This window comes from Citrobacter sp. Cpo221 (assembly GCF_030332345.1).
In the GTDB taxonomy this organism is placed as follows: domain Bacteria; phylum Pseudomonadota; class Gammaproteobacteria; order Enterobacterales; family Enterobacteriaceae; genus Citrobacter; species Citrobacter portucalensis.
The window spans coordinates 112,264-137,849 of record NZ_JAOWIA010000052.1; the positions used below are offsets into that span (position 1 = coordinate 112,264).

The following is a 25,586-nucleotide window of genomic DNA, read 5'->3' on the forward strand; positions in this document are numbered from 1 at the left end:
GCACGGTGATTACGTCACTGGTTTTAACCAAATTTTCCTGGGGGATAAATGAGCGCGGGAAGCCACAAATTTACCGTTCGCCGCATTGCGGCATTGTCACTGGTTTCATTATGGCTGGCAGGTTGTTCAAATACCTCGAATCCACCAGCGCCGGTCAACTCGGTTGGTGGCAGTGCATCAACGAACACCAATTCCGGCATGCTGATTACGCCTCCACCAAAAATGGGCTCGACGTCGACAGTACAGCAAACGCCACAGATCCAGCCGGTGCAGCGTCCGACCACACAGTCAACACAGATCCAGCCTGTCGCGGAACAGCCTGTGCAGATGGAAAACGGTCGTATTGTGTACAACCGTAAGTATGGGAACATTCCGAAAGGTAGCTATACGGGCGGCAGTACCTATACTGTTAAGAAAGGCGATACCCTTTTCTATATTGCCTGGATTACCGGGAACGATTTCCGTGATCTCGCACAACGCAATAACGTTCCGGCCCCGTATGGCCTGAATGTCGGTCAAACTCTGCAAGTGGGCAACGCGTCGGGTACACCGATTACTGGTGGTAATGCTATTACCCAGGCGGATGCAGCACAGCAAGGAGTTGTGACCAACCCTGCACAAAATTCCACCGTTGCTGTTGCTTCGAAACCAACAATTACGTATTCTGAGGATTCAGGTGAACAAAGTGCTAACAAAATGTTGCCGAACAACAAGCCTGCTGGGACCGTTGTCACAGCGCCTGTAACGGCTCCAGCAGTTAGCGCAACCGAATCAACTGCAAGCTCAACGTCAACCAGCTCGCCAATCTCTACCTGGCGCTGGCCGACTGACGGCAAAGTGATCGAAAACTTTGCGGCTACCGAAGGTGGCAATAAAGGGATCGACATCGCAGGCAGCAAAGGACAGGCTATTGTCGCGACTGCAGATGGACGCGTCGTCTATGCCGGTAATGCGCTGCGTGGTTACGGTAATCTTATTATCATCAAACACAACGATGATTACCTGAGTGCCTACGCCCATAACGATACAATGCTGGTCCGGGAACAACAAGAAATCAAGGCGGGGCAGAAAATAGCTACCATGGGTAGCACCGGAACCAGTTCAACACGCTTGCATTTTGAAATTCGTTACAAGGGGAAATCCGTAAACCCGCTGCGCTATTTACCGCAGCGATAATTCGGCGGAACCAGGCTTTCACGTGCTAGTTCCGTTAGGGATCACGGGTAGGAGCCACCTTTATGAGTCAGAATACGCTGAAAGTTCATGATTTAAATGAAGATGCGGAATTTGATGAGAACGGAGTAGAGGCTTTTGATGAAAAAGCCTTGAGTGAAGAGGAACCCAGTGATAACGACCTGGCTGAAGAAGAGCTGTTATCGCAGGGGGCCACACAGCGTGTGTTGGACGCGACTCAGCTTTACCTTGGTGAGATTGGTTATTCACCACTGTTAACAGCCGAAGAAGAAGTTTATTTTGCGCGTCGCGCACTGCGTGGGGATGTCGCATCCCGCCGTCGCATGATTGAAAGTAACCTGCGTCTGGTGGTGAAAATTGCTCGTCGTTATGGCAATCGTGGTCTGGCATTGCTGGACCTGATTGAAGAGGGCAATCTGGGACTGATCCGTGCAGTCGAGAAGTTTGACCCGGAACGCGGGTTCCGCTTCTCAACATACGCAACCTGGTGGATCCGCCAGACGATCGAACGGGCGATTATGAACCAAACCCGTACGATCCGACTGCCAATTCACATTGTAAAAGAGCTGAACGTCTATCTGCGTACCGCGCGTGAGTTGTCGCATAAACTGGACCACGAACCGAGCGCAGAAGAGATTGCTGAACAACTGGATAAACCGGTTGATGACGTCAGCCGTATGCTCCGACTCAACGAGCGTATTACCTCGGTAGACACCCCGCTGGGTGGCGATTCCGAAAAAGCGTTGCTGGATATTCTGGCCGATGAAAAGGAAAACGGCCCGGAAGACACCACGCAAGACGATGATATGAAACAGAGCATCGTCAAATGGCTGTTCGAACTGAACGCCAAACAGCGTGAAGTGCTGGCACGTCGTTTTGGTCTGCTGGGGTACGAAGCTGCGACACTGGAAGATGTGGGCCGTGAAATTGGTCTCACCCGTGAACGTGTTCGCCAGATTCAGGTTGAAGGTCTGCGTCGTCTGCGTGAAATTCTGCAGACTCAGGGACTGAATATCGAAGCGCTTTTCCGCGAGTAAGCACAAGTTCTATCAAGAAAGGCCAGTCTCATTGAGACTGGCCTTTTTCTATGTTTGTTGCCTGATGGCACTGCGTTTATCAGGTCTACGGGGAGCAGGACTTTGTAGGCCGGATAAGACATTTATGTCGCCATCCGGCAGATTAGTTCATCATCTTACGCACCAGACGTGTGAACTGCTCACGTTCTTCATCAGATAATCGCCCCAGAAACTCATCATCCACGCTATCGCCTAACGGAGTTGCGCTGGCCAGTAATTCTTCTCCTTGTGCGGTCAAATAAACAAACCGCCGACGCTTATCTGCCGGGTCATGTTCACGCCTGACCAGCTCCCGTTTTTCCATTCGGCTTAGCATTTCCGCAAGCGTTGCCTTGGTACAGACTGCGGCTTCGGTCAGGTCAACCTGCTCAATGCCGGGACGTTCAGCAATGGCACGCATTACCGCATACTGTGGTTTGGTCAGGTCCGGTAATTCATGTTGCCAGCGGGACGTATGCTGCTGGAAGAGCTGACGTAAAAGGTGAAATGCTTTATTTCGTAACGGCATGAGCGCTCCGGAATTCCTGTCAGTCTCTATCATAGCGGGTTACGCATCTTTTTTTAACAATTGCGGCTTTAGCGATCTGTGCGCGATGGCCTTGCCCGAAATGTTATGTGAGAGTATTTTAATCAAAACGTTCGTACACGAACAAAAATTGAGAAACTAAATGAGATTAATTGTCGGAATGACCGGGGCAACCGGCGCACCGCTTGGCGTGTCGCTATTGCAGGCGTTGCGGGAAATGCCCGAAGTGGAAACCCATCTGGTGCTGTCAAAGTGGGCCAAAACCACTATTGAACTGGAAACGCCGCACAGCGTCCGTGATGTGTCTGCGTTGGCCGATTATTGCCACAACCCGGCGGATCAGGCGGCGACCATCTCCTCTGGATCGTTTCGCACTGACGGCATGATCATTATCCCCTGCAGTATGAAAACCCTGGCCGGTATTCGTGCAGGCTACGCGGAAGGGCTGGTGGGTCGCGCTGCTGATGTGGTGCTGAAAGAAGGGCGCAAGCTGGTTCTGGTTCCGCGTGAAATGCCGCTGAGCACTATTCATCTGGAAAACATGCTCGCACTTTCCCGCATGGGCGTGGCGATGGTCCCGCCAATGCCTGCGTATTACAACCACCCGCAAACGGTCGATGACATCACTCAGCATATCGTTGCGCGTGTGCTCGATCAGTTTGATCTGGAGCATCCAAACGCCCGTCGCTGGCAGGGTTTACGGCAGGCACAGAATTTTGCACAGGAGAATGAATAATGGCATTTGATGATTTGCGCAGCTTTTTGCAGGCGCTGGACGACCAGGGACAATTGCTGAAAATCAGTGAAGAAGTCAACGCTGAGCCGGATCTGGCTGCGGCAGCCAACGCAACCGGGCGCATTGGCGACGGTGCGCCAGCGCTGTGGTTTGACAATATTCGTGGTTTTACCGACGCCCGTGTGGCGATGAACACTATTGGCTCGTGGCAGAATCACGCTATCTCTTTAGGGCTGCCGCCAAATACCCCGGTGAAAAAACAGATTGATGAGTTTATCCGCCGTTGGGATAAATTTCCGGTTACGCCGGAGCGTCGCGCCAACCCGGCATGGGCTGAAAACTGTGTTGATGGTGATGAGATCAACCTGTTTGATATTCTGCCGCTGTTTCGCCTGAACGATGGCGACGGCGGTTTCTATCTCGATAAAGCCTGCGTGGTGTCGCGCGATCCGCTGGATCCGGACAACTTCGGCAAACAGAACGTCGGCATTTATCGTATGGAAGTGAAGGGCAAACGCAAGCTTGGCCTGCAGCCGGTACCGATGCATGATATCGCGCTGCACCTGCATAAAGCCGAAGAGCGCGGTGAAGATCTGCCGATTGCCATCACGCTGGGTAACGATCCGATCATTACTCTCATGGGGGCCACGCCGCTGAAGTACGATCAGTCGGAATACGAAATGGCGGGAGCGCTACGTGAAAGTCCGTATCCGATCGCTACCGCGCCGCTCACCGGCTTTGACGTGCCATGGGGTTCAGAAGTGATCCTCGAAGGGGTAATTGAAAGCCGTAAGCGTGAAATCGAAGGGCCGTTTGGCGAGTTTACCGGGCACTATTCCGGTGGACGTAATATGACGGTCGTGCGTATCGATAAAGTCTCTTATCGCACCAAACCGATTTTTGAATCGTTATATTTGGGGATGCCGTGGACGGAGATTGACTACCTGATGGGTCCGGCAACCTGCGTACCGCTTTATCAACAGCTGAAAGCCGAATTTCCGGAAGTGCAGGCGGTGAATGCCATGTATACCCACGGTTTGCTGGCGATTATCTCCACCAAAAAACGCTACGGCGGCTTTGCCCGCGCGGTGGGGCTGCGCGCAATGACGACGCCGCATGGCCTGGGTTACGTGAAAATGGTGATTATGGTTGATGAGGATGTTGATCCGTTCAACCTGCCGCAGGTGATGTGGGCGCTGTCTTCGAAGGTCAATCCGGCGGGCGATCTGGTGCAATTGCCGAATATGTCGGTGCTGGAGCTTGATCCGGGTTCCAGTCCGGCGGGGATTACCGACAAGTTAATTATTGATGCGACTACGCCGGTTGCGCCGGATAACCGTGGGCACTACAGCCAGCCGGTATGCGATTTACCAGAAACGAAAGCCTGGGCAGAAAAACTGACCGCCATGCTGGCCAACCGTAAATAAGGAGTAGCAGATGATTTGTCCACGTTGTGCCGATGAACATATTGAAGTGATGGCAAACTCGCCGGTAAAAGATGTCTGGACGGTATATCAGTGCCAGCATTGTCTATACACCTGGCGTGATACTGAGCCTCTACGCCGTACCTGCCGCGAGCACTACCCGCAAGCGTTTCGCATGACGCAGAAGGATATTGATGACGCACCGATGGTGCCGAGTATTCCACCGCTGCTGGCAGAAGATAAGCGCTAATCAACACGCCGGGTGCGGCTTCGCCTTACCCGGCCTACATATAGCGATATTTTGCAGGCCCGATAAGCGTATCACTATCGGGCATTACGGCGTTACACCAGACTCTTCAACCGGTAGATCCACTCCAGCGCCTGACGAGGCGTTAGCGAATCCGGGTCGAGGTTTTCCAGGGCTTCAACGGCGGGCGACGTTTCTTCCGGAGCTGACAGGAGCGACATCTGTGTGCCGTCGACCTGAGTTGCAGCAACATTCGGCGCGATGCTTTCCAGTTCGCGCAGTTTTTGCCGCGCGCGTTTAATAACCTCTTTTGGTACACCTGCCAGGGCAGCTACCGCCAGACCATAGCTCTTGCTTGCCGCACCATCCTGTACGCTGTGCATGAAGGCGATGGTATCGCCGTGCTCTAACGCATCCAGATGCACATTTGCTACGCCTTCCATTTTCTCCGGTAACTGAGTCAGTTCGAAATAGTGGGTGGCAAACAAGGTTAATGCTTTGATTTTATTGGCCAGGTTTTCCGCGCACGCCCACGCCAGCGACAGGCCGTCGTAGGTGGAGGTGCCGCGTCCAATCTCATCCATCAGCACCAGGCTGTTCTCGGTGGCATTATGCAGAATGTTGGCGGTTTCAGTCATTTCTACCATGAAGGTAGAACGACCGGAGGCCAGATCATCCGCCGCACCGACGCGAGTAAAGATCCGATCGATCGGGCCTATTTCCACTTTCTGCGCCGGAACGTAGCTGCCGATGTAGGCCAGCAGCGCAATTAACGCAGTCTGGCGCATATAGGTACTTTTACCCCCCATATTCGGGCCGGTGATGATCAGCATCCGTCGCTGAGGCGAGAGGTTAAGCGGGTTGGCGATAAACGGCTCGGTCAGCACCTGTTCAACCACCGGATGACGTCCCTCGGTAATACGAATACCAGGCTTGTCGGTGAAGGTCGGGCAGGTGTAATTCAGGATATAAGCGCGTTCCGCAAGGTTGACCAGTACGTCCAGTTCTGCCAGCGCGCTGGCGCTTTGTTGCAAATCAGCCAGGTGCGGCAGCAGCATGTCGAACAGCTCATCGTACAGCTGTTTTTCCAGCGCCAGCGCTTTGCCTTTTGATGTCAGAACTTTGTCTTCGTACTCTTTCAGCTCCGGAATAATGTAGCGTTCGGCGTTTTTCAGCGTCTGGCGACGCACATAGTTAATCGGCGCCAGATGACTTTGCCCGCGACTGATCTGAATGTAGTAGCCGTGAACGGCGTTAAATCCAACCTTCAGCGTATCCAGACCGGTGCGCTCGCGCTCACGAATTTCCAGTCTGTCCAGATAGTCAGTTGCGCCATCAGCCAACGCTCGCCACTCGTCCAGTTCTTCGTTATAGCCCGGTGCGATGACGCCACCGTCGCGAACCAGCACCGGTGGAGCTTCCACCACGGCGCGTTCCAGCAGTTCACGCAGGTCAGCAAACTCACCCATTTTCTCGCGCAGCATCTGTACGGGGGCACTGTCTACGCTTTCCAGTTGCGCGCGCAGTTCCGGTAATTGCTGGAAGGCATGACGCATACGGGCCAGATCGCGCGGGCGCGCAGTACGCAGGGCCAGGCGCGCCAGGATACGTTCAAGATCGCCGACCTGACGCAGCACGGGTTGCAATTCACTGGTGGAATCCTGTAGCGCGCCGATGGTCTGTTGGCGCTCAGTGAGGACTTTGGTGTCGCGGACCGGCATATGCAGCCAGCGCTTGAGCATACGACTGCCCATCGGCGTCACGGTGCAGTCGAGTACCGAAGCCAGCGTGTTTTCAAAGCCGCCTGCCAGGTTCTGGGTAATTTCCAGATTGCGGCGCGTGGCGGCATCCATAATGATGCTGTCCTGCTGACGTTCCATGGTGATGGAACGAATATGCGGCAGCGAGGTACGCTGGGTATCTTTTACGTATTGCAGCAGGCAGCCAGCCGCGCATAATCCACGCGGGGCGTTTTCCACGCCAAAACCAATCAGATCCCGCGTGCCAAACTGCAGGTTTAGCTGCTGGCGAGCAGTATCGATTTCAAATTCCCATAGTGGACGACGACGTAATCCGCGACGTCCCTCAATCAGTGAGGTTTCAGCGAAATCTTCGGCATACAGCAGTTCAGCGGGATTGGTGCGCTGCAATTCTGCAGCCATCGTCTCGCGGTCGGCAGGTTCGCTGACGCGAAAACGCCCGGAGCTGATATCCAGCGTGGCGTAGCCGTAACCTTTACTGTCCTGCCAGATAGCGGCCAGCAGGTTGTCCTGGCGTTCCTGCAACAGCGCTTCATCACTGATGGTACCTGGCGTGACGATACGCACTACTTTGCGCTCAACCGGACCTTTGCTGGTCGCCGGATCGCCAATCTGCTCACAAATAGCAACGGACTCACCCTGGTTGACCAGCTTAGCGAGGTAGTTTTCTACCGCATGGTGAGGAATGCCCGCCATCGGGATAGGCTCGCCCGCAGACGCGCCGCGTTTGGTCAGGGAGATATCAAGCAACTGAGACGCACGTTTCGCATCGTCATAAAACAGTTCGTAAAAGTCGCCCATGCGGTAAAACAACAGTATCTCCGGATGCTGGGCTTTCAGCTTGAGATACTGCTGCATCATTGGGGTGTGGTTCGTGAAGTCCGTATCAAGTGACTCTTTCATATCGCTTTTGCTCTTTTTTTAATCTTTTTGGGGGCCTGGGCAGTCTCACGTGAGCCCCTGGAAACTCACATAAACCCACAAATTTGTCATTCGAAAGCCGCCTGATGGGCAGTAACGAAGAGCGTTGGCTCGACCTGAATGGTCTATCTTATCACCGACAACGACTGAGATTCATCCGTAGGTTTTGCCGCCAGAACGCTTATTGATTATTCATTTTCTGGCAAAGCATAATTCTGGCAGTACAGATAGGGGATCCCCTCTTTGGTAATCAGGTATGTCGCGCTGTTCAGCGCAAAAAAATCGACGTTGGATACGCTGGTGTTGGTCAGGAAAAAGTCGGGGAGGAGTTCCTGAATAAGGCTGGCGGGAGCCGTTTCGCGATTGGAAATTTGGATTTTCTGTGAAATCCAAACCGGGCTTGAGCCGTAGCTGGATTGTGTAAAAAGTACCATGCGTTGCACGGTTTGCTCATTATTTTCGGCATCTTTGATAATACCATCAATATTCACAATACCTTTACTGCCCCCGGTTTTAATATCAATAATCCCTCGGAACGAGCTTGTATTGCGTACAATTTCGATGGCAGAGCGGCAAGTGAGATCATGTAACTCGCCATTGTTCTTACTGTACCGATAGACGACAGTAAGAATAAGCGCAGCAAAACAAAGCAGCAGGATAATACCTGTCTGGATGCGGGACGTTCGGGGATATAAGTTCATTAGCTATCATACCGTGGATAATATACCGACTGACAGGCATTTTCTTGCCTGGCTTTTATCGGTGAGCGACACACCAGCACGGACAGTTTCTTAGACTCAGGATAGGTCGTGATATAGATAAATTTATGGCTCTGACACAGTCCTGGGTTTTTGTCGATAAACGCGGTATGCCGGGAGAAATTACTGGCATCGTTATTGAAATAATACTGACAGTCAGTGGGTGCTTTATCCGCAGTGATATAGCCGGAGAAATAATCATCGCTGGCTTGCCACGGATATAATATAAGCACACAAATTATCAGGGTAAGTGCCAACATTACTGTTTCTGCAGCCGTTATCAAAGGTTGACGCGGTGTGTCAGCCAAAAATTCCTCAATGGTGGCATCTGGCGCTAAGGATTCTTCCGCAGAAGCAGAGTTCTCCTCCGGTGTTTCAATGACCTGAATATCAAACTCTTCTTGAATGATCAGCCCTTTGCGGGGGATCGTTGTGATCAGCGGTTGTTCAAGCTCCAGCTGCTGCAAGCTTTTACGCAACGAGAGAATGCTTTGATAAAAGGCGTTGAAACTCACCTGGCGGTGATTTTTACCCCAACCGAATTCCAGTAATTCGTTTTGAGAAACCACTTGCCCGCGATGTTGAATAAGTAATAAAAGACATAACGACGCTGAGTGTTTGAGTTTTATCCGCTGATTGGGGTGATCTACCCGCGCCAGACATTGTGTGGCTGGCGTAAATATTATTCTATTTTCAATCAGATAACTGACATTGCCAGTCTCAGACATATTGTCTCTACTCTTGATGATGCGTCTGGTGGTTGTTTAGTCATGATACCACTGAGCCTATAAAGACCACCAGCATGGACCTGATTCCACAGCGAGAACCGCGAAGTGTTGCAATTTGGTATCATGATATAACAAGAATGATAACTTTTTAATGAAAATAAAACCCATTAAAATCAATTAATTGTATCTTTTTGGCTACTCTGCAAAGAACAGAAAGATGAAAAAATGTCGACAAAGATGATTGCCATTAATTCTTTATGGACAGCGCCATATACTGCCTGGCACCACCACGCGAAAACAGCATGAACCTTAACGCGTCAATGGCACCAGGGAATGCCGGTGGTAGATGTAGATGGGAATAAATGTCAGCTTGTTTGCGAGCTGACATTTATTTTTAGTGCTGAGTAAATTTAACCATCTTTTTGACTAAGCCATAATTTGCGGTAGAGAGTCCCATGTTCCAGAAAGAAATTGAAAATGCTGTAGTGCTCGTTGGCGATGAAATGAAGAAGTCGGATAATGCCTGGCTATCGTTACGTAAAAAACGTCAGCGTATTGATTTGAAGACCGATGGACATATCTTATTTCTGGAGAAAGGGACTGTCTCTGTTTATCGTGTGGAAAACGATTTAGTGACCGTGAGTATTTCTGCACCTGCTATTCTCGGCCTGCCACAAATGCGTACGGAAGTGGCTGGTCACTATTTACGTTGTGATACTGATTGTGAAATGTGGGCGATGAGCGTCCAAAACGCCGATCTCCTGTTTACCGCTAAAAACTTATGGAAGCAGGCGTTTGATATCTTAACGCATCATCTTCAACGTTATTTCCAGCGTGAGGCGTTGCAGTCGCACCGCACTATACGTGAGCAGATTATTGAACACGTGAAATATATCTGGGCAATGGAGCCAGGGGTTCGTGAGAAAACGTCCGTGTATACTTTTATTTTGACCCGTAACCATATCTCGCGTAGCGCCATCCATAAGGTGTTACAGGAGCTGGTTAATGACGGGAAAATCATCCTGAATCGTGGAAAGCTCTCTTTTTGCACGCCGTTATAAACTCATGCGCTCCCCGGCAAAAATGTAAGGGAGCGCAACCTATCAACGTTCTCTGAGTGCTTCCGCGCGTGCGCGAATAATCGGTTTTAACAGGTAGCTCAGAATCGTTTTCTTGCCGGTGAGAATATCGACGCTCGCCACCATGCCGGGAATGATCAGCATCGGATGCTCTTTTGTTCCCAGATAATTTTTATCCGTCTGCAAACGCACAATATAAAAGCTGCGGCCCTGCTTATCGGTAACGGTGTCCGGGCTTATCTGCACTACTTCGCCTTGCAGACCGCCATAGATGGTGTAATCGTAAGCGGTAAATTTCACCATCGCATGTTGACCCGGATGGAGGAAGGCGATATCGCGCGGCTGGATTTTGGCTTCGATTAACAGTTTGTCATCCAGCGGAACGATTTCCACTAGATCGCTGCCCGGTTGAATGACGCCGCCGATAGTATTCACCATCACCTGCTGGACGATACCCCGCACCGGTGAGGTGACCATAGTACGGTTCACCCGATCCTCCAGTGCTTTAACGCTTGCCTGGGTTTTACTCAGATTGGTGCGAGCTTCATTGAGTTGGGCCAGCGCATCGCTCTGGAAACGGCCACGGCTTTCACCGATTTTATTCTCAATCTCTTTAATTTCTGACGTGGCCTTGGGCAGCGACAGGCTAATAGAATTGAGCTGCCCGGCGGTTTCCACTTCGGTACGACGCAGGCGCAGCAGTTCGACTTTTGAAATGGCACCTGAAGCGAGCAGCGGCTCGGACATTTTGATTTCCTGACGGATTAACCCGAGGCTGTGCTTAAACTGATCCTCCTTTGACTCAAAGTCGCGCAGCTCCTGTTTTTTTTGCACCAGCTGTTCTTCAAGCCCGGAAATTTCGTTGTGAAATTGTTCCCGGCGGCTGTTGTACAGCTCGGTTTCTCCCCGGGCGACATCCGGCGCCTGGCTGGCTATCTCGGGTGAAATCACAAAGTCCCGGTTTTCAACTTCCGCCGTCAGGCGTTCTACCTTGGCGCGCAGACCGAGTTTGTCGGCTTCAGTTTCGCCAACGTTGGAGGCGAAGCGCGTGTCATCGAGGTGCAGTAATGGGGTTCCGGCGTTAACGATTTGCCCTTCATGCACATATAGCTCGGTAACAATCCCCCCTTCCAGGTTCTGGATTTTTTGCAGTTTTGATGAAGGGATCGCTTTGCCTTCACCGCGTGTGACCTCATCAATTTTTGCAAAGCCTGCCCAGATGAAGGACAGCACTACCAGCGCAAGGATCACCCACAGCGTTAGTCGAATCACCCTTGGGGCGTCATCAATAATGGCCTGGCTGACCTCATTAATACTGTCGGTTTGATTTTCATCCCGACCGCGAAAATAGTGCTGCATGTGGCGGCGGGCACGAGTCAGGAAATCAGCGAGACGCATTAATTTGCCCCTTTTTCAACGCATCCATCACTACCGCTTTCGGACCGTCTGCGATGATGCGACCTTTATCAACAATAATCAGACGGTCAACCAGCGACAGCATGGAAGCGCGGTGTGTGACCAGTAATAACGTTTTTCCCGCGATACAGGGGGCCAGCGCGTGTTTGATCTTCTCTTCGCTGGTGTTATCCATCGAACTGGTGGGTTCATCCAGTAGCAGGAGAGGGGGATCAAGCAACAGCGCGCGTGCGAGGGCTACAGCTTGTCGCTGCCCGCCGGAAAGCTGGGAGCCGCGTTCGCCGACCTGCAGGTTATAGCCGTCGGGATGCAGGCGTGCGAATTCGTTGACGCCCGCCAGTTCTGCCGCTCGCAGCATGGTTTCGTCATCGACATAGCGAGCCCCGCACAGCAGGTTATCGCGCAGTGTGCCATTGAATAGCTGGATGTCCTGCGGCACGTAGCCGATGCTGTGGCGCAGATCGTTCACATCCAACTGACGAGAGTCGATACCGTCGATCAGTAGGTTCCCGGCGCTCGGCTGGTATAAATTGACGATAAGTTTACTCAGTGAACTTTTACCGGAACCGCTGCGCCCGATAATGCCGATGCGTTCACCGGGTTGAACTGTCAGATTAATTTTGTGCAGCGACAGGTTTTGTTGCTCCGGATAGCTGAAATCCACATCGCGAAATTCAATGCTGCCCTGTAACTGTTCACGCTTGAGTGGATTTTCATCCGCACGGCGCTCCTGCGCCAGCGACATCATTTTCTCAGTATTTTTGATGGTCAGCTTCGCCTGCTGATAGCGGGCGATAAGGCCGGTGAGCTGGCCCAGCGGCATGAGTGCCCGACCGTTGAGCATGTAGCAGGCGATCAAGCCACCCATACTCAGTTTGCCGTCGATAATCATGTACACCCCGACGATGATCATCACCACGCCTGAAATTTGCTGGAACCAACCGGTGAGGTTGCTGGCCAGGCTGGATAAGGTTTTCACCCGCAGTTCAAGACGGCTCAGGCTACCCAGCGTTTGTTCCCACTGGAACTGGCGTTCGCTCTGGGCATTATTCACTTTGATGGCATCCAGACTGCTCAGGGTTTCAATCAGTAGCGCCTGGCGTTCGCTGGCGAGGCTCATGGTTTTTGCCACAGCAGCGTTGACCGGTTTTTGTAGTGCCCAACTGCACAACAGGGCAATCGGTAATGTCAGTACCGGGATCCAGGCCAGCGCGCCGCCGATAATGCCAATAACAATCAGCAGTAACAGGGTGAAGGGCAAATCGATAATTGTCGTCAGAGTGAGTGATGAGAGGAAATCACGCAGCGACTGAAACTCGTGAATGTTTTGTGCAAAGCTGCCCACGCGTGCCGGGCGCTCTTTCATCTCCATACCGACAATGCGCTCAAACAGGGTTGAAGAGATGATGAGATCGCTTTTCTTACCTGCAATATCAAGGCAGATACCGCGCAGCATTTTTAAAATCAGATCAAAGACAAAAGCCAGGCAGATGCCGACTGCCAACACCCATAGTGTGACCGTTGCCTGGTTTGGCACGACGCGGTCATACACATTCATGGTAAAGAGCGGTGTGCCGAGCGCAATCAGGTTGATTAACAGACTGGCCAATACCGCATCCATATACAGAAAACGTGACAGCTTCAGCGTGTCTTTAAACCAGGATTTGGTACGCGGCAAAAAAGCCTCTGCCTGCAAATCGAATTCGTGGCGCGGATGCGCAAAAATGACTTTGCCCGCATAGTTTTGCTCAAGCGTGGCGGCATCAACGCAAATTTCCCCACCTTCGCTTTCGCTGGGCATAAAGCGGGCGCTGCCGTCATCGTTCCATGCCAACAACACCCCGGTTCCCCCTGCGTTCAATAACAAGACAGCAGGCAGAGACATTGCCGGAATTTTATCGAGCGTGCGCGTGACGACTCGCGCCTTTAAACCGGCCCTTGCCGCCGCGCGTGGAAATATATTTAGCGTGAGCCGATCGTTTTCTAATGGCAGGCCACTGCTTAATGTTGAACGACTCGCCGGTTTACCGTGCAGAGAACACAGAATCAGTAAGCTATCTAATAACGGGTCGTCATTATGGCTACGTGGGTCGTGATGTTGAGAATTAGGACGAGCGTAATTCTCAGGGACGTCATTTAATAATTCGGCTTGTGCACTCATTTTCGCAACCATTCTGACCGAGCACGGTTAAATAATAGCAAGCTAATTATAAGCGTGCAGGTCAGGGATTTATTGGGGATTAATAATTATTAATGAAGTTCCGGTAAGCTATTTTCTTCTGCTGAATCTACCGGTTGCCCCGATGGCGGAGGTGTAATTTTTAGAATATTCATTAATTCACCGGTGCGTTCGCTAATACGATAGCCGCTGGTCATGGCCAGATAACGTAATTCAACAAGACGGCGTTTAGAGGAGAACACTTCATTTTCACTATCGAGTAAATCCAGCAGCGTACGCTCGCCAAGACTAAATTGATCCTGATAAGCCGTGCGCACTTTGACGCTGCGGTCGGCGTATTCTTCCGCCGAAGGAAGCTGAGCGCGTGCGTTTTGCAGTGCGGTCCAGGCCAGGCGCAGCTCCTGATTCAGCTGGCGCAGCGTGTTATTATGTACATCCTGAGCCTGCTTGTGCAGATAAGCACGGGAGTTCATGTTGGCTTTGTCGCTGCCGCCCTGGTACAGGTTGTAATGCAGTTTGACCATCGCTTCCCACTCTTCGGTGTGTGCGCGGGTGGTATCGGTGTTGTTGCTAATTCCGCGTGAAAGCTCAACGTCCACACGTGGATAGAAGGTTGATTTCGACGCTTCATACTGCTGGTGCGCAGCTTCGATATCCGCATTGGCAGACTTCAGTAATGGATTATTTTTTTCCATCCGACTTTTGGCATCTTCCAGCGAGGTTGGCAGCTGAGAGTCAATGCTCTCTGGCTGGCTTAAACCCTGCGGATCCATGCCCGTCACGCTGACAAAGGTAGTTTTCGCGTCTTCAAGGTTAGTCTGCTCGGTCAACAGGTTGTTACGCGCCTGTGCCAGACGCGCTTCGGCCTGCATAAAGTCCCCGGAGCGCCCAACGCCCTGATCGGTACGCAGTTTTATCTGGTCGTAAATGCGTTCGTGGTTCGCCAGATCGTCTTCAGCAAGGCGCACAAACTCTTCGCGTTGCAGCACGTCGAAATAGGCCTGAATCACCGCATAAGCGGTGCTTTCGCTGGTGTTCATCACGCTGTAAGCGCGTGAGTCTACGGTCGCTTTTTGTCGTGCCACTTCGCTGTTGGTCGCAAAGCCGTTAAACACATTTTGCTCAAGGCTGATAGTCGCCTCGTTAGGGGACTGAGTCAGGCCGTTATTGCGACCAGTCGCGCGGGTAGTTGCATCATCAACATTTTTGCGCCCGGCCTCTGCGTTTAAATTTAGTGATGGTAAATAACCACCTTGTGCGGCCCGCAGATCTTGCTCTGAGGAAAAACGGCTATTAATTGCAGCATTAACTTCAGGATGATTGGCTAATGCATCTTTAACTGTATTTTGTAAGTCTTCTGCATTTACTGCATTTATTGAAAAACATGAAAGCAGAAAAACTAAAAGCTTCTTCATGACATGAATGCCCTATATCTCACGGTTATGACATCCAGTTGTCATCGCTATCATCCATTTTTACAAACACGTTATATTAATTAACAAATGTGAATTATCTTAATTGATGGCTGTAATCAGCTATTCAGCGACATGTTTTGTCACATCGTGTTTTATTTTTGGTTATTTTTTATTATATTCATTTGCCAGTCAAGTCTCATGTAATTGCATTCTATAAAATGTGTTTTTTTCTACATTGAGATATTAATGTCTACATTAACTGAATGTGATATTTGTTCGTTAATATATTAACGAGTTTATAAAAATAATGATGGTAATTAAGTGAGGTTACGGTGAGCAAATTACTCGGTGTGATCAAAGCAATTATTGGACAGGTTTACGTGGTTGATGCCAATGGTGCACAACGACTGGTTCATGAAGGCGACAGGGTATATAGCGGTGAAGAAATTGTGACCGGTGCCAGCGGCGCGGTAAGTATCTCTTTACCAGACGGAAAAACGCTGGATATAGGCCGTAATAGCCATTGGGGCGACCACGGGCTACAGGCCAGCCATAATCCGGAAAGTAGCGCTCAGGATATTGCCGCCGCACAAAAGGCCATTGCCGATGGCGCTGACCCGACGCAGGTGCTGGAAGCCACGGCTGCAGGTAATGAAGCGCCGGTAACCTTAGAAGGCGGCGGCGGTGGTCACACTCTGGTTCAGCTTGAATTGACCGGGCAGGTGGTTGATCCGACAGCAGGTTTTAACACCAAAGGTCTGGGAAGTCCGAACTGGGATATCAACTTGCCAGTTGGGGGGATTGATGCCGGTTCCGCGAGTGTTTTCCCGCCAGAGGTGCAAATTACCGAGTTTGCCGGCAACGACGGTTTCATTAACAAAAATGAATTCCACCAGGCCCATTTAAGCGGCACCAGTAATCAAAATCACATCACACTCACCTTCACTGATAGCCAAAAAAACACATTTACCGTTACTGTTCCGGTGAGCAACGGGCACTGGAATATTGATGCCGATCTGGGGGGACTGGTTCCGGGAAATGTAACAGTGGTGGCAATCGCGACCGATGTGACGGGACGAACGGCTGAAAGTTTTGACCATGCGCTGATTGATATTACCGGGCCAAATATCAGTATTAGCGTTGAAAACGTCACGCCGGATAACCTCATTAACTACGAAGAGTCACGTCAGCCGCAAACCCTGATCCACGGGGCGGTCGGCGGCGATGCTAAACCCGGCGATATCGTCACTTTATTGGTTGATGGTAACGAATATACCGGCGTTGTTACCGACCCAGGTAATGGGACTCTGACTTATACCATCCCGGTACTGACCCAGGGGTTACTGAATGAACCGAACATTCACGCTACATTAACCTCTACTGACGACGCAGGAAACACCACCATTGTTTCCACGGATCATCATGTCGATAACGATCTGTATGCGCAAAATGCCGTGACCATTGAAACGGTGGCGAATGATGATGTTGTAAACGCTAATGAGTTTCGTATGCCGACCATTATTTCTGGCGTTGCCAGCGGTGATGCGAAAGCGGGTGATCCGGTCACGTTGACCATTCAGGGCAAAGCGTTTCACGGCACGGTTTTCGACGATCATGGTCAGCTCCGCTATGAAATCGTTGTGCCTTCCGCAACCCTCAAAGAGGGGGCCAACGATGTGCAGGTGACGCTGGTCAGCCATGACGCGGTAGGCAATGAAGCTACTGCAATTACGCACCGCACCGTGGTACTGGATACCCAGGCGCATAACGCGCTGACTATCGACAATGTGACCGACGATAACACCCTGAACTTTACTGAGCTGTCGGCGGCGAAGCAGACAATTACCGGGAACGTTCGCGGGGAAGATGCGAAAGCGGGCGACCCGGTGCTGGTGGAGATCAACGGCCATCAGTATCACGGCCAGGTGATTGATACCGGGAAAAATACCCTCGGCTACCGCATCGAGGTGGATTCATCAGCATTCTCTGACAACGTCGGTCATGTGTTGAAAGACGTGATGGTCCACGTCAGCGTCATTTCCCACGATGCGGCAGGTAACCTGGCAATTGCCACCAGCAACCACGACGTGCATATCGACAACTTCGCGGAAAACGCGGTGCATATTGATACCGTCGCGGGTGATGACCTTATTAATATCAAGGAATTTTTAGCCAACGGCGGGATCACGCTAATTACTGGTACCGTGACCGGCGTGGATGCGAAAGTGGGTGATGTGGTTACCCTGGAGCTGAAGGGGGGCGCGGTGATTCACAGTTCGGTTATCGCGCTGGCGGGCGGTGGGCTGGGCTATAGCATTCCGGTAAACAGCCATAAGCTGGTAACTCATCCGGAATTTACTGTCTCTGTCACCTCTACGGACCCAGTGGGGAACAGCGTCACGCATTCTGAAACCAAAACCATCAGCGCCGACCTGTATACGCAGTCGCATATCACCATTGATGGCGTGACCGCTGATAACTTCATCAACATCAAGGAATCGACGGACAATAACGGCAAGACCACCATCAGTGGTACGGTAAGCGGCGATGCGAAAGAGTACGATACCGTTGAGCTGGTGATTAATGGTCAACACTATTCGGGTGAAGTGGAAAAGCTGGCAAACGGCAATCTGGTTTACCATATCCCTGTAGAGACTAAGGATCTGTTAGCCAACCCGCTTATCCATGCGAGCATTCATACCACGGACGATCATGGCAACGAAATGACGGCGGTGACGAAACATGTCGTTGGGCTGGATCTTAACGCCAGCGCCTCTATCGGTATTGATACCGTCGCCGGTGATGACACTATCAGTAAAACCGAGTCCGAACTGCATAAGACAACCATCACAGGGTCGGTCGGCGGCGATGCGCAGAAAGATGATACCGTCACCTTAACCTTCAACGGTAAAACCTATACCAGCAAGGTTATTGAACTCGCTAACCACTCGCTGGGCTACCGCATTGAGGTCGACACCGACACACTGATGGATGGCAGCGACCAGAAGATCCATGTCTCCATCTCAACCGTTGACGAACACGGCAATACAGCAGTGGCAACGTCCGAGCATATGGTGCATATCGATCTGCACGCTGAGGCGAGCATTACGATTGATGATGTTACTGCTGATAACACCCTGAACCATGCTGAACTGAATATGACTAAGCAAATCATCAGCGGTAGCGTCGGCGGCGATGTGAAAGTTCACGATGTTGTCAGCCTTGAAATTAATGGCTACAAGTTTACGGGTGAAGTTATCACGCTGAATAACGGTAAGCTGGGCTACCAAATCCCGGTCGACTCGTCGGCATTCAGTGACAACCAGGGCCACCAGGATAAGTATGTCAACATCAAGGCGACGGTTATCTCCCACGATGCGGCAGGTAACCTGGCTATTGCCACCAGCAACCACAACGTACATATCGATAACTACGCCGAAAACCAAGTGCATATTGGTACTGTCGCTGGCGACAACGTTATCAATATCAAGGAGTTTTCCGCCAACGGCGGCATGACGCCAATCACTGGCACCGTGACTGGCGCGGATGCGAAAGTAGGTGATACGGTGATCCTGAAGCTGGATGGCGTTGTGGTGATGCAAGGTGCCGTTATCACGCTGGCGGGCGGCGGGCTGGGCTTTAGCTTCCCGGTCAATACTCATATGCTGATGACCCACCCGCAAATAACCGTGTCTGTCACCTCCACCGATGTGGCGGGGAACAGCGTCACGCATTCAGAGACGAAAACCATCAGTAGCGATATGTACACGCAGTCGCATATCACCATTGATGGCGTGACGGCTGATAACGTCATCAACATCAAGGAATCGACGGACAATAACGGTAAGACCACTATCAGTGGCTCGGTGAGCGGCGATGCGAAAGAGCACGATACCGTTGAGCTGGTGATTGATGGTCATCCGTACTCTGGTGAGGTGGTGAAGCTGGCGAACGGTGGCTTGGGCTACCAGATCCCGGTTGATACCCAGAACCTGGTCAACGATCCGGTGATTCACGCGAGCATTCATACCACGGACGATCATGGAAACGAAACCACGGCAACCGCGGAACGCAGCGTTGGGTTGGATCTTAACGCCAGTGCCTCTATCGGCATTGATACCGTCGCCGGTGATGACATTATCAGTAAAGCCGAGTCCGAACTGCATAAGACAACCATCACAGGGCCGGTCGGCGGCGATGCGCAGAAAGATGATATCGTCACCTTGACCTTCAATGGCAAACCCTATCAGGGCAAGGTATTCGAACTGCCTGACCACTCGCTGGGCTACAGCATTGAAGTCAGCACCGATAACTTGAAAGATGGCAGTGACCAGAAGGTCCATGTCTCCATCTCAACCGTTGACGAACACGGTAACCCATCAACGGTAACGCACGACCATATGGTGCATATTGATCTGCATGCTGAGGCGAGCATTACGATTGATAAGGTGACTGACGACAACATACTCAACCATTTAGAGTTAGATAAGACCTGGCAGTTGGTTAGTGGCGTTGTCGGTAAAGATGCCCAGGTTAACGATGATGTGAGCGTTGAGATTAACGGTCACACGTATACCGGTAAGGTTCTCGTTCTGGGTAACGGTCAGTTGGGGTATCAAATCCCGGTCCTTTCTTCAGATTTTAGCAACAACCAGGGCAACCAGGACAAAGATGTCACCTTCAAGGCTAGCGTAACGTCGCATGACGCGGTGGGTAACGAAGTTGTCGTGTCTACGACGCATAAAGTGCATATTGATCATCACGCCCTGGCTGGGATTACCATCGATACCGTGGCGGGCGACAATATGATTAACGGCGCCGAGTCTACAAAACATACCACCGAAGTGATGGGTACCGTTTCTGGTGATGTGCATATTGGCGATAAAGTGACCGTTACCGTCAATGGTCACCACTATGACACAACGGTACAGAAACTCCCTGAGCACAATAATGCGCTGGGCTATAAGCTGGATGTGCTGACGGGCGATCTGGTGAAAGATCCGCATATTGTTGCGCGGGTGGTTGGCGAAGATGGCGTCCATAACCTGCAGAAAGCCGAAGCCACGCATGATATGGCGGTGGATTTGCATGCGAAAGCGTTGCTGACTATCGATCCTGTCACCGGCGATAATATGGTCAACGGCGATGAATCCCGCCAGCCATTTACCTTTGTGACTGGCAGAGTCGGCGGTGATGTACACGTCAATGATACCGTTTACCTTACCGTGAATGGTCATACCCTGACCGGGAAAGTCACCGATCAGGGTGGTTATCTCGGGTATAGCATAAAAGTCAGTACCCCCGACCTGCTGGCTGACCCGCATTTAACGGCCACCGTCAGCACCACAGATGTGGCAGGCAACCCGGCAACGGCCAATGCGCAGACTACGGTAGTGATTGATACCCGCGTGGATGCGACGATTACGATCGATTCCGTTACGCCAGACAACACGCTGAATGATGTCGAACAGCATCAGACCACCACCGCTGTCACCGGCACTGTGACCGGCGAGGTTCATCCGGGCGATCCGCTGGTTATGACGATCAACGGCCATTCGTATCCTGGTTTTGTTGAAGTGATTAGCGGCAATCGGTTGGGTTACAAGATGGTCGTATCGACGTCCGACCTGGTGGCTAACCCGCATATTGAAGTGTCAATGGATATCACCGACGCGGCGCAGAACCATGCCCATATTGTGGCGCATCATGACGTTAATCTGGACAATCAGGCTCTTGCCGCGATCACCATCGATCGCGTGACGGGTGATGACGTTCTGAACGGCACTGAACTGCAGGCGCCTAAAACAACCATCAGTGGTACGGTGGGGGGCGATGCGCAGGTGGGGAATACGGTTCATTTGACCATCGGCGGTCATCAGGTCGATACCACTGTGGTTGACCTGCCGAATCTGGGTACATTGGGTTATCACATTGATGTGGATACCCAATGGCTGCAAAACGATCCGCATATCACGGCAACCATTACCACCACCGATCCTTACGGCAATACCGCGAAGGCGGATGCGACAAGCTCGGTGACAATTGACGATCGCGCCGAGGCTATCGTCCATATCGACCCGCTGGTGACGGACGATAACGACGCGGTTATCAACTACAAAGAGGCGCAAAACCCGCTGACCACCGTGACCGGTAGCGTGGGCGGTGATGTGAAGGTGGGCGACCTGGTTGAACTGACCATTAACCATCAGACCTACTATGCGCAGGTTCATGATGACCACGGTAAGCATGTATTTAGCACCGAGGTTTCAACGCTCGATCTGTTGATGGATTCGAATATCCATGCCGAGGTGACGGCAAAAGATGCGGCAGGCAACGTTGCTCACGGGCATGATGATATGCCGGTTGATATTGATACCCATGCAGATGCCGGGATTACTATTGACTCTGCGATGAACTGGCGAGGTTGGGACCTGCCAGCAGGAAACCACCCCGAATTTGTGACGGTAACCGGACATGTTGCTCCTGACGCGAAGCTTAATGATTTGGTTACAGTTGATGTGGGAAACAACACGCATCTGGAAACGCATGTTGTTACCCTCCCGGATGGGAAACTGGGCTACACTCTGGATATTCTGACTTCGTACTGGAATAACGACGGCAATATCACTGTCTCCATCACCACCCATGATGATCATGGCAACACCGCGACGGCGGTAGAGCATAAATTTATAGATCTTCCGTGGGTAAATAATACCTATACTCCAGCCAATACGCCTTTTGGTATGCACACCCCACCGACAACGCCGGGGACAGGACTCACACAACTACATCAGCCGACGGTGCATCTTACCGTTGATAAGGTAACGGGCGATGACGTTCTCAACGGCGCTGAAGCGCAAAAACCGACCACGCCGATTCGCGGCCGGGTGACCGGCGATGCCCACGTTGGCGATGACGTGACCGTCACTCTCAATAACCATCACTACACCGGTAAAGTGAGTGAGATTCCGGGGCTGCCGGGGGAAATGACCTGGCTGGTTGATGTTCCTTCGTCCGAACTTAAGGCACATCCGACGTTTGACGTATCCATTACCGTCAGTAACTCGGCGGGCAGCGACACTTCGAGCGTGCCGAAAACTATTCAGGTCGATACCGATAATCCGGTCCACATCACCATGGACAAGGTTGCCGGCGATGACGTGATCAACGGCAAAGAAGCGCAAAGCGGTAAAACAACGATCAGCGGTACGGTCAGCGGTGAAGGCATTCATGACGGCAGCGTAGTCTCGCTGCTGGTGAATGGTAATACCTTAACCGCCGAGGTGCATGCCGATCACGGCCAATTGGTTTGGTCGAAGGAAGTCAGCATCAACGATCTGCGTAATAAATCGGACATTACCGCCTCGGTAAGCGCCACCGATGCGGTCGGGAATACCGGCATCGGCTCGACGTCTAAGCACGTTGACGTCGATCTCAAAGCCGATGCGGGTGTTACGGTCGATAATATTACCGCCGATAACGTTCTGAACGCACAGGAAACAGGACGGCCTACGATTGCGGTGAGCGGTTCCGTGTCGGGTGACGTCAACCCGGGGGAAAACGTGACGCTGAAGGTTAACGGTCAAACTTATACCGCGAAGATTGATGCGACTAAGCACTACACCGTTGATGTCAATACATCAGACCTGGTGGCCGACCATTCCATCGAGGCTACGGTGACCGGCCACGATAATCACGGCAACGTCCAGGATGCCAATATCACCAAAGCGTTTTCTGTTGATACCACTGCGACGGCAACGGTAACGGTTAACACCGTGGGCGGCGATGATGTGATCAATGCGGATGAGATCAAAGCCGGTACGGTCGAAGTCAGCGGCACCGTCGGTGGTGACGTACACAAAAACGATAAGGTTTATATCACCGTTAATGGCAATCCGGTTGAGGCGACGGTCATTGAATTGCCGCATATGAACGGGCAGTTGGGGTATAAAGCGTTCGTCAGCACCGCGGATTTGCAGGCCGATCCTACCATTCACGTCAGCGTGACGGGTCATGATGCGGCAGGTAATAGCCAGCCTGCGACGTATGACAAAACCGTGGTCATTGACGATCACGTGGATGCGACGATTGTGCTGGATACCGTGTCCAATGATGACGTGCTGAATAACGTTGAAGCCGGGAAGCCGACCACCACCATCACCGGTTCTGTGACCGGCGACGTTGAGGTTGACGATTTGGTCACCGTCACCGTCAATGGTAAGGATCTCACGGCGAAAGTCACCGACAGCGGTGGCCATAAGGTGTTCCGTGTTGAAGCCAGTACGGTTGATCTGGTTCACGACCAGCATATTACCGCCCACGTTGTCGCCCATGATGATGCCGGTAACCGCCAGCAAATTGCTACTGATAAGACGATCGCCATCGATCGCGTGGCTTCTGGCACCGTTAGCGTTGACAGCGTCACCGCGGATAACGTTCTCAACCACCAGGAGTTATCGGGACAGAAGGTCACCATCAGCGGCCATGTCGGCGGCGATGCGCAGTTTGACGATCCGGTGACTTTAACCATCGGCAGCACTTCGGTTAATGGCAAAGTCATTACGCTGAGCAACGGTGATTTGGGTTATCAGATTGACGTGGATTCCGCCGTTCTGCGCGCCAACACATCAATTGATGTGAAGGTTACCGGGCATGACGCGCCGGGAAACCCGTTCACCGCAACATCGACGCATACCTATTCTGTTGATGAGCAGGCCAACGGTGCAATTACCATTAATGACCACATCGCAGGTGACAACGTCGTTAACCTGAATGAATCGAAGTCAGATACGGTGATTAAATTTACGGTTTCCGGCGATACGCACCCGACCGATGTCGTTGAAGTGAGTATCAACGGCAACAATATGAAGGCTACGTTGGTGCCTGGCTCCTCGACGGTTTATCAGGTTGCGGTTCCAGGAACGTACCTGAATGAGGGCGACAATAAGGTTGAGGTGAAAACGACGTTACACGATGTTGCAGGCAACACGTTAGAGGTGCACGATCAGAAAAACGTGGTGCTGGATACGCATGCTGACGGCACGATTACCATCACTGATGGTATCGCGGGCGACAACGTTGTGAACCAGAAAGAATCGCTAACGGATACCTTGATTCGCGGGACGGTCACGGGCGATGCGCAGGCGGGTGGAACGGTCACGGTCAGCGTTAATGGCCATGACACCATTGCTACGATAGTTGCCGATCCTGCGACCCATACGCTGGGTTACCAGGCGGCAATATCGAATGCGTATCTGAACGAAGGCAACAACGACGTTCAGGTGAAGACGACGTTACGTGATGCGGCGGGCAATACGCTGGACGTGAGCGATCACAAAAACCTGATCCTTGATACTCACGCCGATGCCAGCATCGTGGTCGATAAAATCACCGGCGATAACCATATTTCGCAGACGGAAGCACAGACATCTGTCACGCACATCACCGGTAGCGTCACGGGCGATATGCAGGATGGCGATCATGTCAAAGCGATGGTTAACGGTCATGAGTTCGACACGACTTTGCATCTTGACCATAACGAGCTGCGTTTTGATATCCCTGCAGACTCTTCAGCATTCCACGGCGGGCATAACAAGGTTGAAGTGAGCGTTGAAGCGCATGATAGCCACGGTAACGTGATGTCATACGGACAACAGGTTAACGTCACGATGGAAGATCTGGTGACGCACAGGGGGCACTCGGCAGGCAAAGGGCCACTGGCGGCCTTGCCGAAGGCGCTGCACAACCTGTTCGATGACAACGCATTATCTCTGTCTTACGCACCAGCAGCGACCGGACACGGCCAGGCGACAGCGGTGCTCAGCGCTGACGATAAAGCGAAGGGCGTACTTGAAAAAGTCGATCTTAGCGATCTGGCGCGTGAACTGCATGAAGGTGTGGATATTGCGAAGTACATTCAAAGCGGCGGCGATCATCACCTGATCGCCAGCCCGGCGAAGGTGGCGCATGGGATTGATACCGCGCTGTCTACTCCGGCAAGCAGCGATCTGCATTCTCCGAGCTACTCGTTGGATCACCTGATAGCCAAACCCGATCAAAATCACACTCACTAACGATTGCCTGTTGCCCTGTATAAACAGGGCAGCAGCGTCATGCAAAATGAAAAG

General features: G+C 51.8%; 14 protein-coding genes. 7 read left to right on the forward strand and 7 right to left on the reverse strand.

The annotated features are described in order from the left end of the window. Positions 1-93: 93 nt before the first annotated feature. Together nlpD and rpoS are read left to right on the forward strand one after the other, a co-directional pair. The gene (gene nlpD / locus OGY72_RS12475; RefSeq protein ID WP_223240872.1) at positions 94-1,176 is read left to right on the forward strand and encodes a murein hydrolase activator NlpD; all 1,083 of its coding nucleotides are present in this window, start codon (positions 94-96) and stop codon (positions 1,174-1,176) included. Positions 1,177-1,238: 62 nt separating this feature from the next. Beyond that, positions 1,239-2,231 carry an RNA polymerase sigma factor RpoS gene (gene rpoS, locus OGY72_RS12480; RefSeq protein ID WP_000081498.1) on the forward strand — a complete coding sequence of 331 codons (993 nt, stop codon included), beginning with the start codon at positions 1,239-1,241 and terminating at the stop codon, positions 2,229-2,231. Positions 2,232-2,373: 142 nt separating this feature from the next. Here rpoS and OGY72_RS12485 read toward each other — a convergent pair whose 3' ends face one another. Beyond that, positions 2,374-2,778 carry a MarR family winged helix-turn-helix transcriptional regulator gene (locus OGY72_RS12485; protein ID WP_003825812.1) on the reverse strand — a complete coding sequence of 135 codons (405 nt, stop codon included), beginning with the start codon at positions 2,776-2,778 and terminating at the stop codon, positions 2,374-2,376. A gap of 160 nt (positions 2,779-2,938) precedes the next feature. On the opposite strand from OGY72_RS12485, the gene OGY72_RS12490 reads away from it, so the two are divergent. From OGY72_RS12490 to OGY72_RS12500, 3 genes are read left to right on the forward strand one after another with little or no spacing between them, the layout of a single operon-like run. Then, positions 2,939-3,532 (forward strand): non-oxidative hydroxyarylic acid decarboxylases subunit B, encoded by a 594-nt coding sequence (locus OGY72_RS12490; RefSeq protein ID WP_286547813.1) that lies wholly within the window; start codon positions 2,939-2,941, stop codon positions 3,530-3,532. Beyond that, the gene (locus OGY72_RS12495) at positions 3,532-4,959 is read left to right on the forward strand and encodes a non-oxidative hydroxyarylic acid decarboxylases subunit C (protein ID WP_003825816.1); all 1,428 of its coding nucleotides are present in this window, start codon (positions 3,532-3,534) and stop codon (positions 4,957-4,959) included. Before OGY72_RS12490 ends, OGY72_RS12495 begins: the two co-directional genes overlap by 1 nt. Before the next feature lie 10 nt (positions 4,960-4,969). Next, a complete protein-coding gene (locus OGY72_RS12500; RefSeq protein WP_126956672.1) occupies positions 4,970-5,206 on the forward strand; it encodes a non-oxidative hydroxyarylic acid decarboxylases subunit D in 237 nt (78 codons plus the stop codon). A 92-nt stretch (positions 5,207-5,298) separates the two neighbouring features. On the opposite strand, the gene mutS is transcribed toward OGY72_RS12500, so the two are convergent. The 3 genes from mutS to OGY72_RS12515 form a co-directional block, all read right to left on the reverse strand. Then, the gene (gene mutS, locus OGY72_RS12505) at positions 5,299-7,866 is read right to left on the reverse strand and encodes a DNA mismatch repair protein MutS (RefSeq protein ID WP_286547814.1); all 2,568 of its coding nucleotides are present in this window, start codon (positions 7,864-7,866) and stop codon (positions 5,299-5,301) included. Between the two features lie 206 nt (positions 7,867-8,072). Beyond that, positions 8,073-8,585, reverse strand: coding sequence for a YqeJ family protein (locus OGY72_RS12510; RefSeq protein ID WP_003825820.1), 513 nt, complete (start codon positions 8,583-8,585; stop codon positions 8,073-8,075). Next, entirely contained in the window at positions 8,585-9,370 is a 786-nt protein-coding gene (locus OGY72_RS12515) for a winged helix-turn-helix domain-containing protein (RefSeq protein WP_003825821.1), read from the reverse strand. The genes OGY72_RS12510 and OGY72_RS12515 overlap by 1 nt, the downstream gene beginning before the upstream one ends. A 455-nt stretch (positions 9,371-9,825) precedes the next feature. Between OGY72_RS12515 and OGY72_RS12520 the strand changes: the two genes are divergently transcribed. Next, the gene (locus OGY72_RS12520) at positions 9,826-10,431 is read left to right on the forward strand and encodes a helix-turn-helix domain-containing protein (protein ID WP_071687043.1); all 606 of its coding nucleotides are present in this window, start codon (positions 9,826-9,828) and stop codon (positions 10,429-10,431) included. Between the two features lie 42 nt (positions 10,432-10,473). Here the strand turns inward: OGY72_RS12520 and OGY72_RS12525 are convergent, their stop codons facing one another. The 3 genes from OGY72_RS12525 to OGY72_RS12535 all read right to left on the reverse strand — a co-directional run bounded on the left by OGY72_RS12525 (position 10,474) and on the right by OGY72_RS12535 (position 15,459). Beyond that, a complete protein-coding gene (locus OGY72_RS12525; RefSeq protein ID WP_286547815.1) occupies positions 10,474-11,847 on the reverse strand; it encodes an HlyD family type I secretion periplasmic adaptor subunit in 1,374 nt (457 codons plus the stop codon). Then, positions 11,834-14,026: a type I secretion system permease/ATPase gene (locus tag OGY72_RS12530; RefSeq protein ID WP_286547816.1), complete on the reverse strand. Its 2,193-nt coding sequence runs from the start codon at positions 14,024-14,026 to the stop codon at positions 11,834-11,836. The genes OGY72_RS12525 and OGY72_RS12530 overlap by 14 nt, the downstream gene beginning before the upstream one ends. Before the next feature lie 89 nt (positions 14,027-14,115). Next, positions 14,116-15,459, reverse strand: coding sequence for a TolC family outer membrane protein (locus tag OGY72_RS12535; protein WP_286547817.1), 1,344 nt, complete (start codon positions 15,457-15,459; stop codon positions 14,116-14,118). A 332-nt stretch (positions 15,460-15,791) separates the two neighbouring features. Between OGY72_RS12535 and OGY72_RS12540 the strand changes: the two genes are divergently transcribed. Further along, positions 15,792-25,532: a retention module-containing protein gene (locus OGY72_RS12540; RefSeq protein WP_286547818.1), complete on the forward strand. Its 9,741-nt coding sequence runs from the start codon at positions 15,792-15,794 to the stop codon at positions 25,530-25,532. The last annotated feature ends 54 nt before the right edge of the window (positions 25,533-25,586 follow it).

Excerpts from the sequence above, each read along its gene's own strand:
- OGY72_RS12530 (WP_286547816.1), bottom strand. The coding sequence starts at position 14,026 with ATGAGTGCACAAGCCGAATTATTAAATGACGTCCCTGAGAATTACGCT.
- OGY72_RS12485 (WP_003825812.1), bottom strand. The coding sequence starts at position 2,778 with ATGCCGTTACGAAATAAAGCATTTCACCTTTTACGTCAGCTCTTCCAG.
- mutS (WP_286547814.1), bottom strand. The coding sequence starts at position 7,866 with ATGAAAGAGTCACTTGATACGGACTTCACGAACCACACCCCAATGATG.
- OGY72_RS12525 (WP_286547815.1), bottom strand. The coding sequence starts at position 11,847 with ATGCGTCTCGCTGATTTCCTGACTCGTGCCCGCCGCCACATGCAGCAC.
- rpoS (WP_000081498.1), top strand. The coding sequence starts at position 1,239 with ATGAGTCAGAATACGCTGAAAGTTCATGATTTAAATGAAGATGCGGAA.
- OGY72_RS12490 (WP_286547813.1), top strand. The coding sequence starts at position 2,939 with ATGAGATTAATTGTCGGAATGACCGGGGCAACCGGCGCACCGCTTGGC.
- OGY72_RS12500 (WP_126956672.1), top strand. The coding sequence starts at position 4,970 with ATGATTTGTCCACGTTGTGCCGATGAACATATTGAAGTGATGGCAAAC.
- OGY72_RS12535 (WP_286547817.1), bottom strand. The coding sequence starts at position 15,459 with ATGAAGAAGCTTTTAGTTTTTCTGCTTTCATGTTTTTCAATAAATGCA.
- OGY72_RS12515 (WP_003825821.1), bottom strand. The coding sequence starts at position 9,370 with ATGTCTGAGACTGGCAATGTCAGTTATCTGATTGAAAATAGAATAATA.
- OGY72_RS12495 (WP_003825816.1), top strand. The coding sequence starts at position 3,532 with ATGGCATTTGATGATTTGCGCAGCTTTTTGCAGGCGCTGGACGACCAG.
- OGY72_RS12510 (WP_003825820.1), bottom strand. The coding sequence starts at position 8,585 with ATGAACTTATATCCCCGAACGTCCCGCATCCAGACAGGTATTATCCTG.
- OGY72_RS12520 (WP_071687043.1), top strand. The coding sequence starts at position 9,826 with ATGTTCCAGAAAGAAATTGAAAATGCTGTAGTGCTCGTTGGCGATGAA.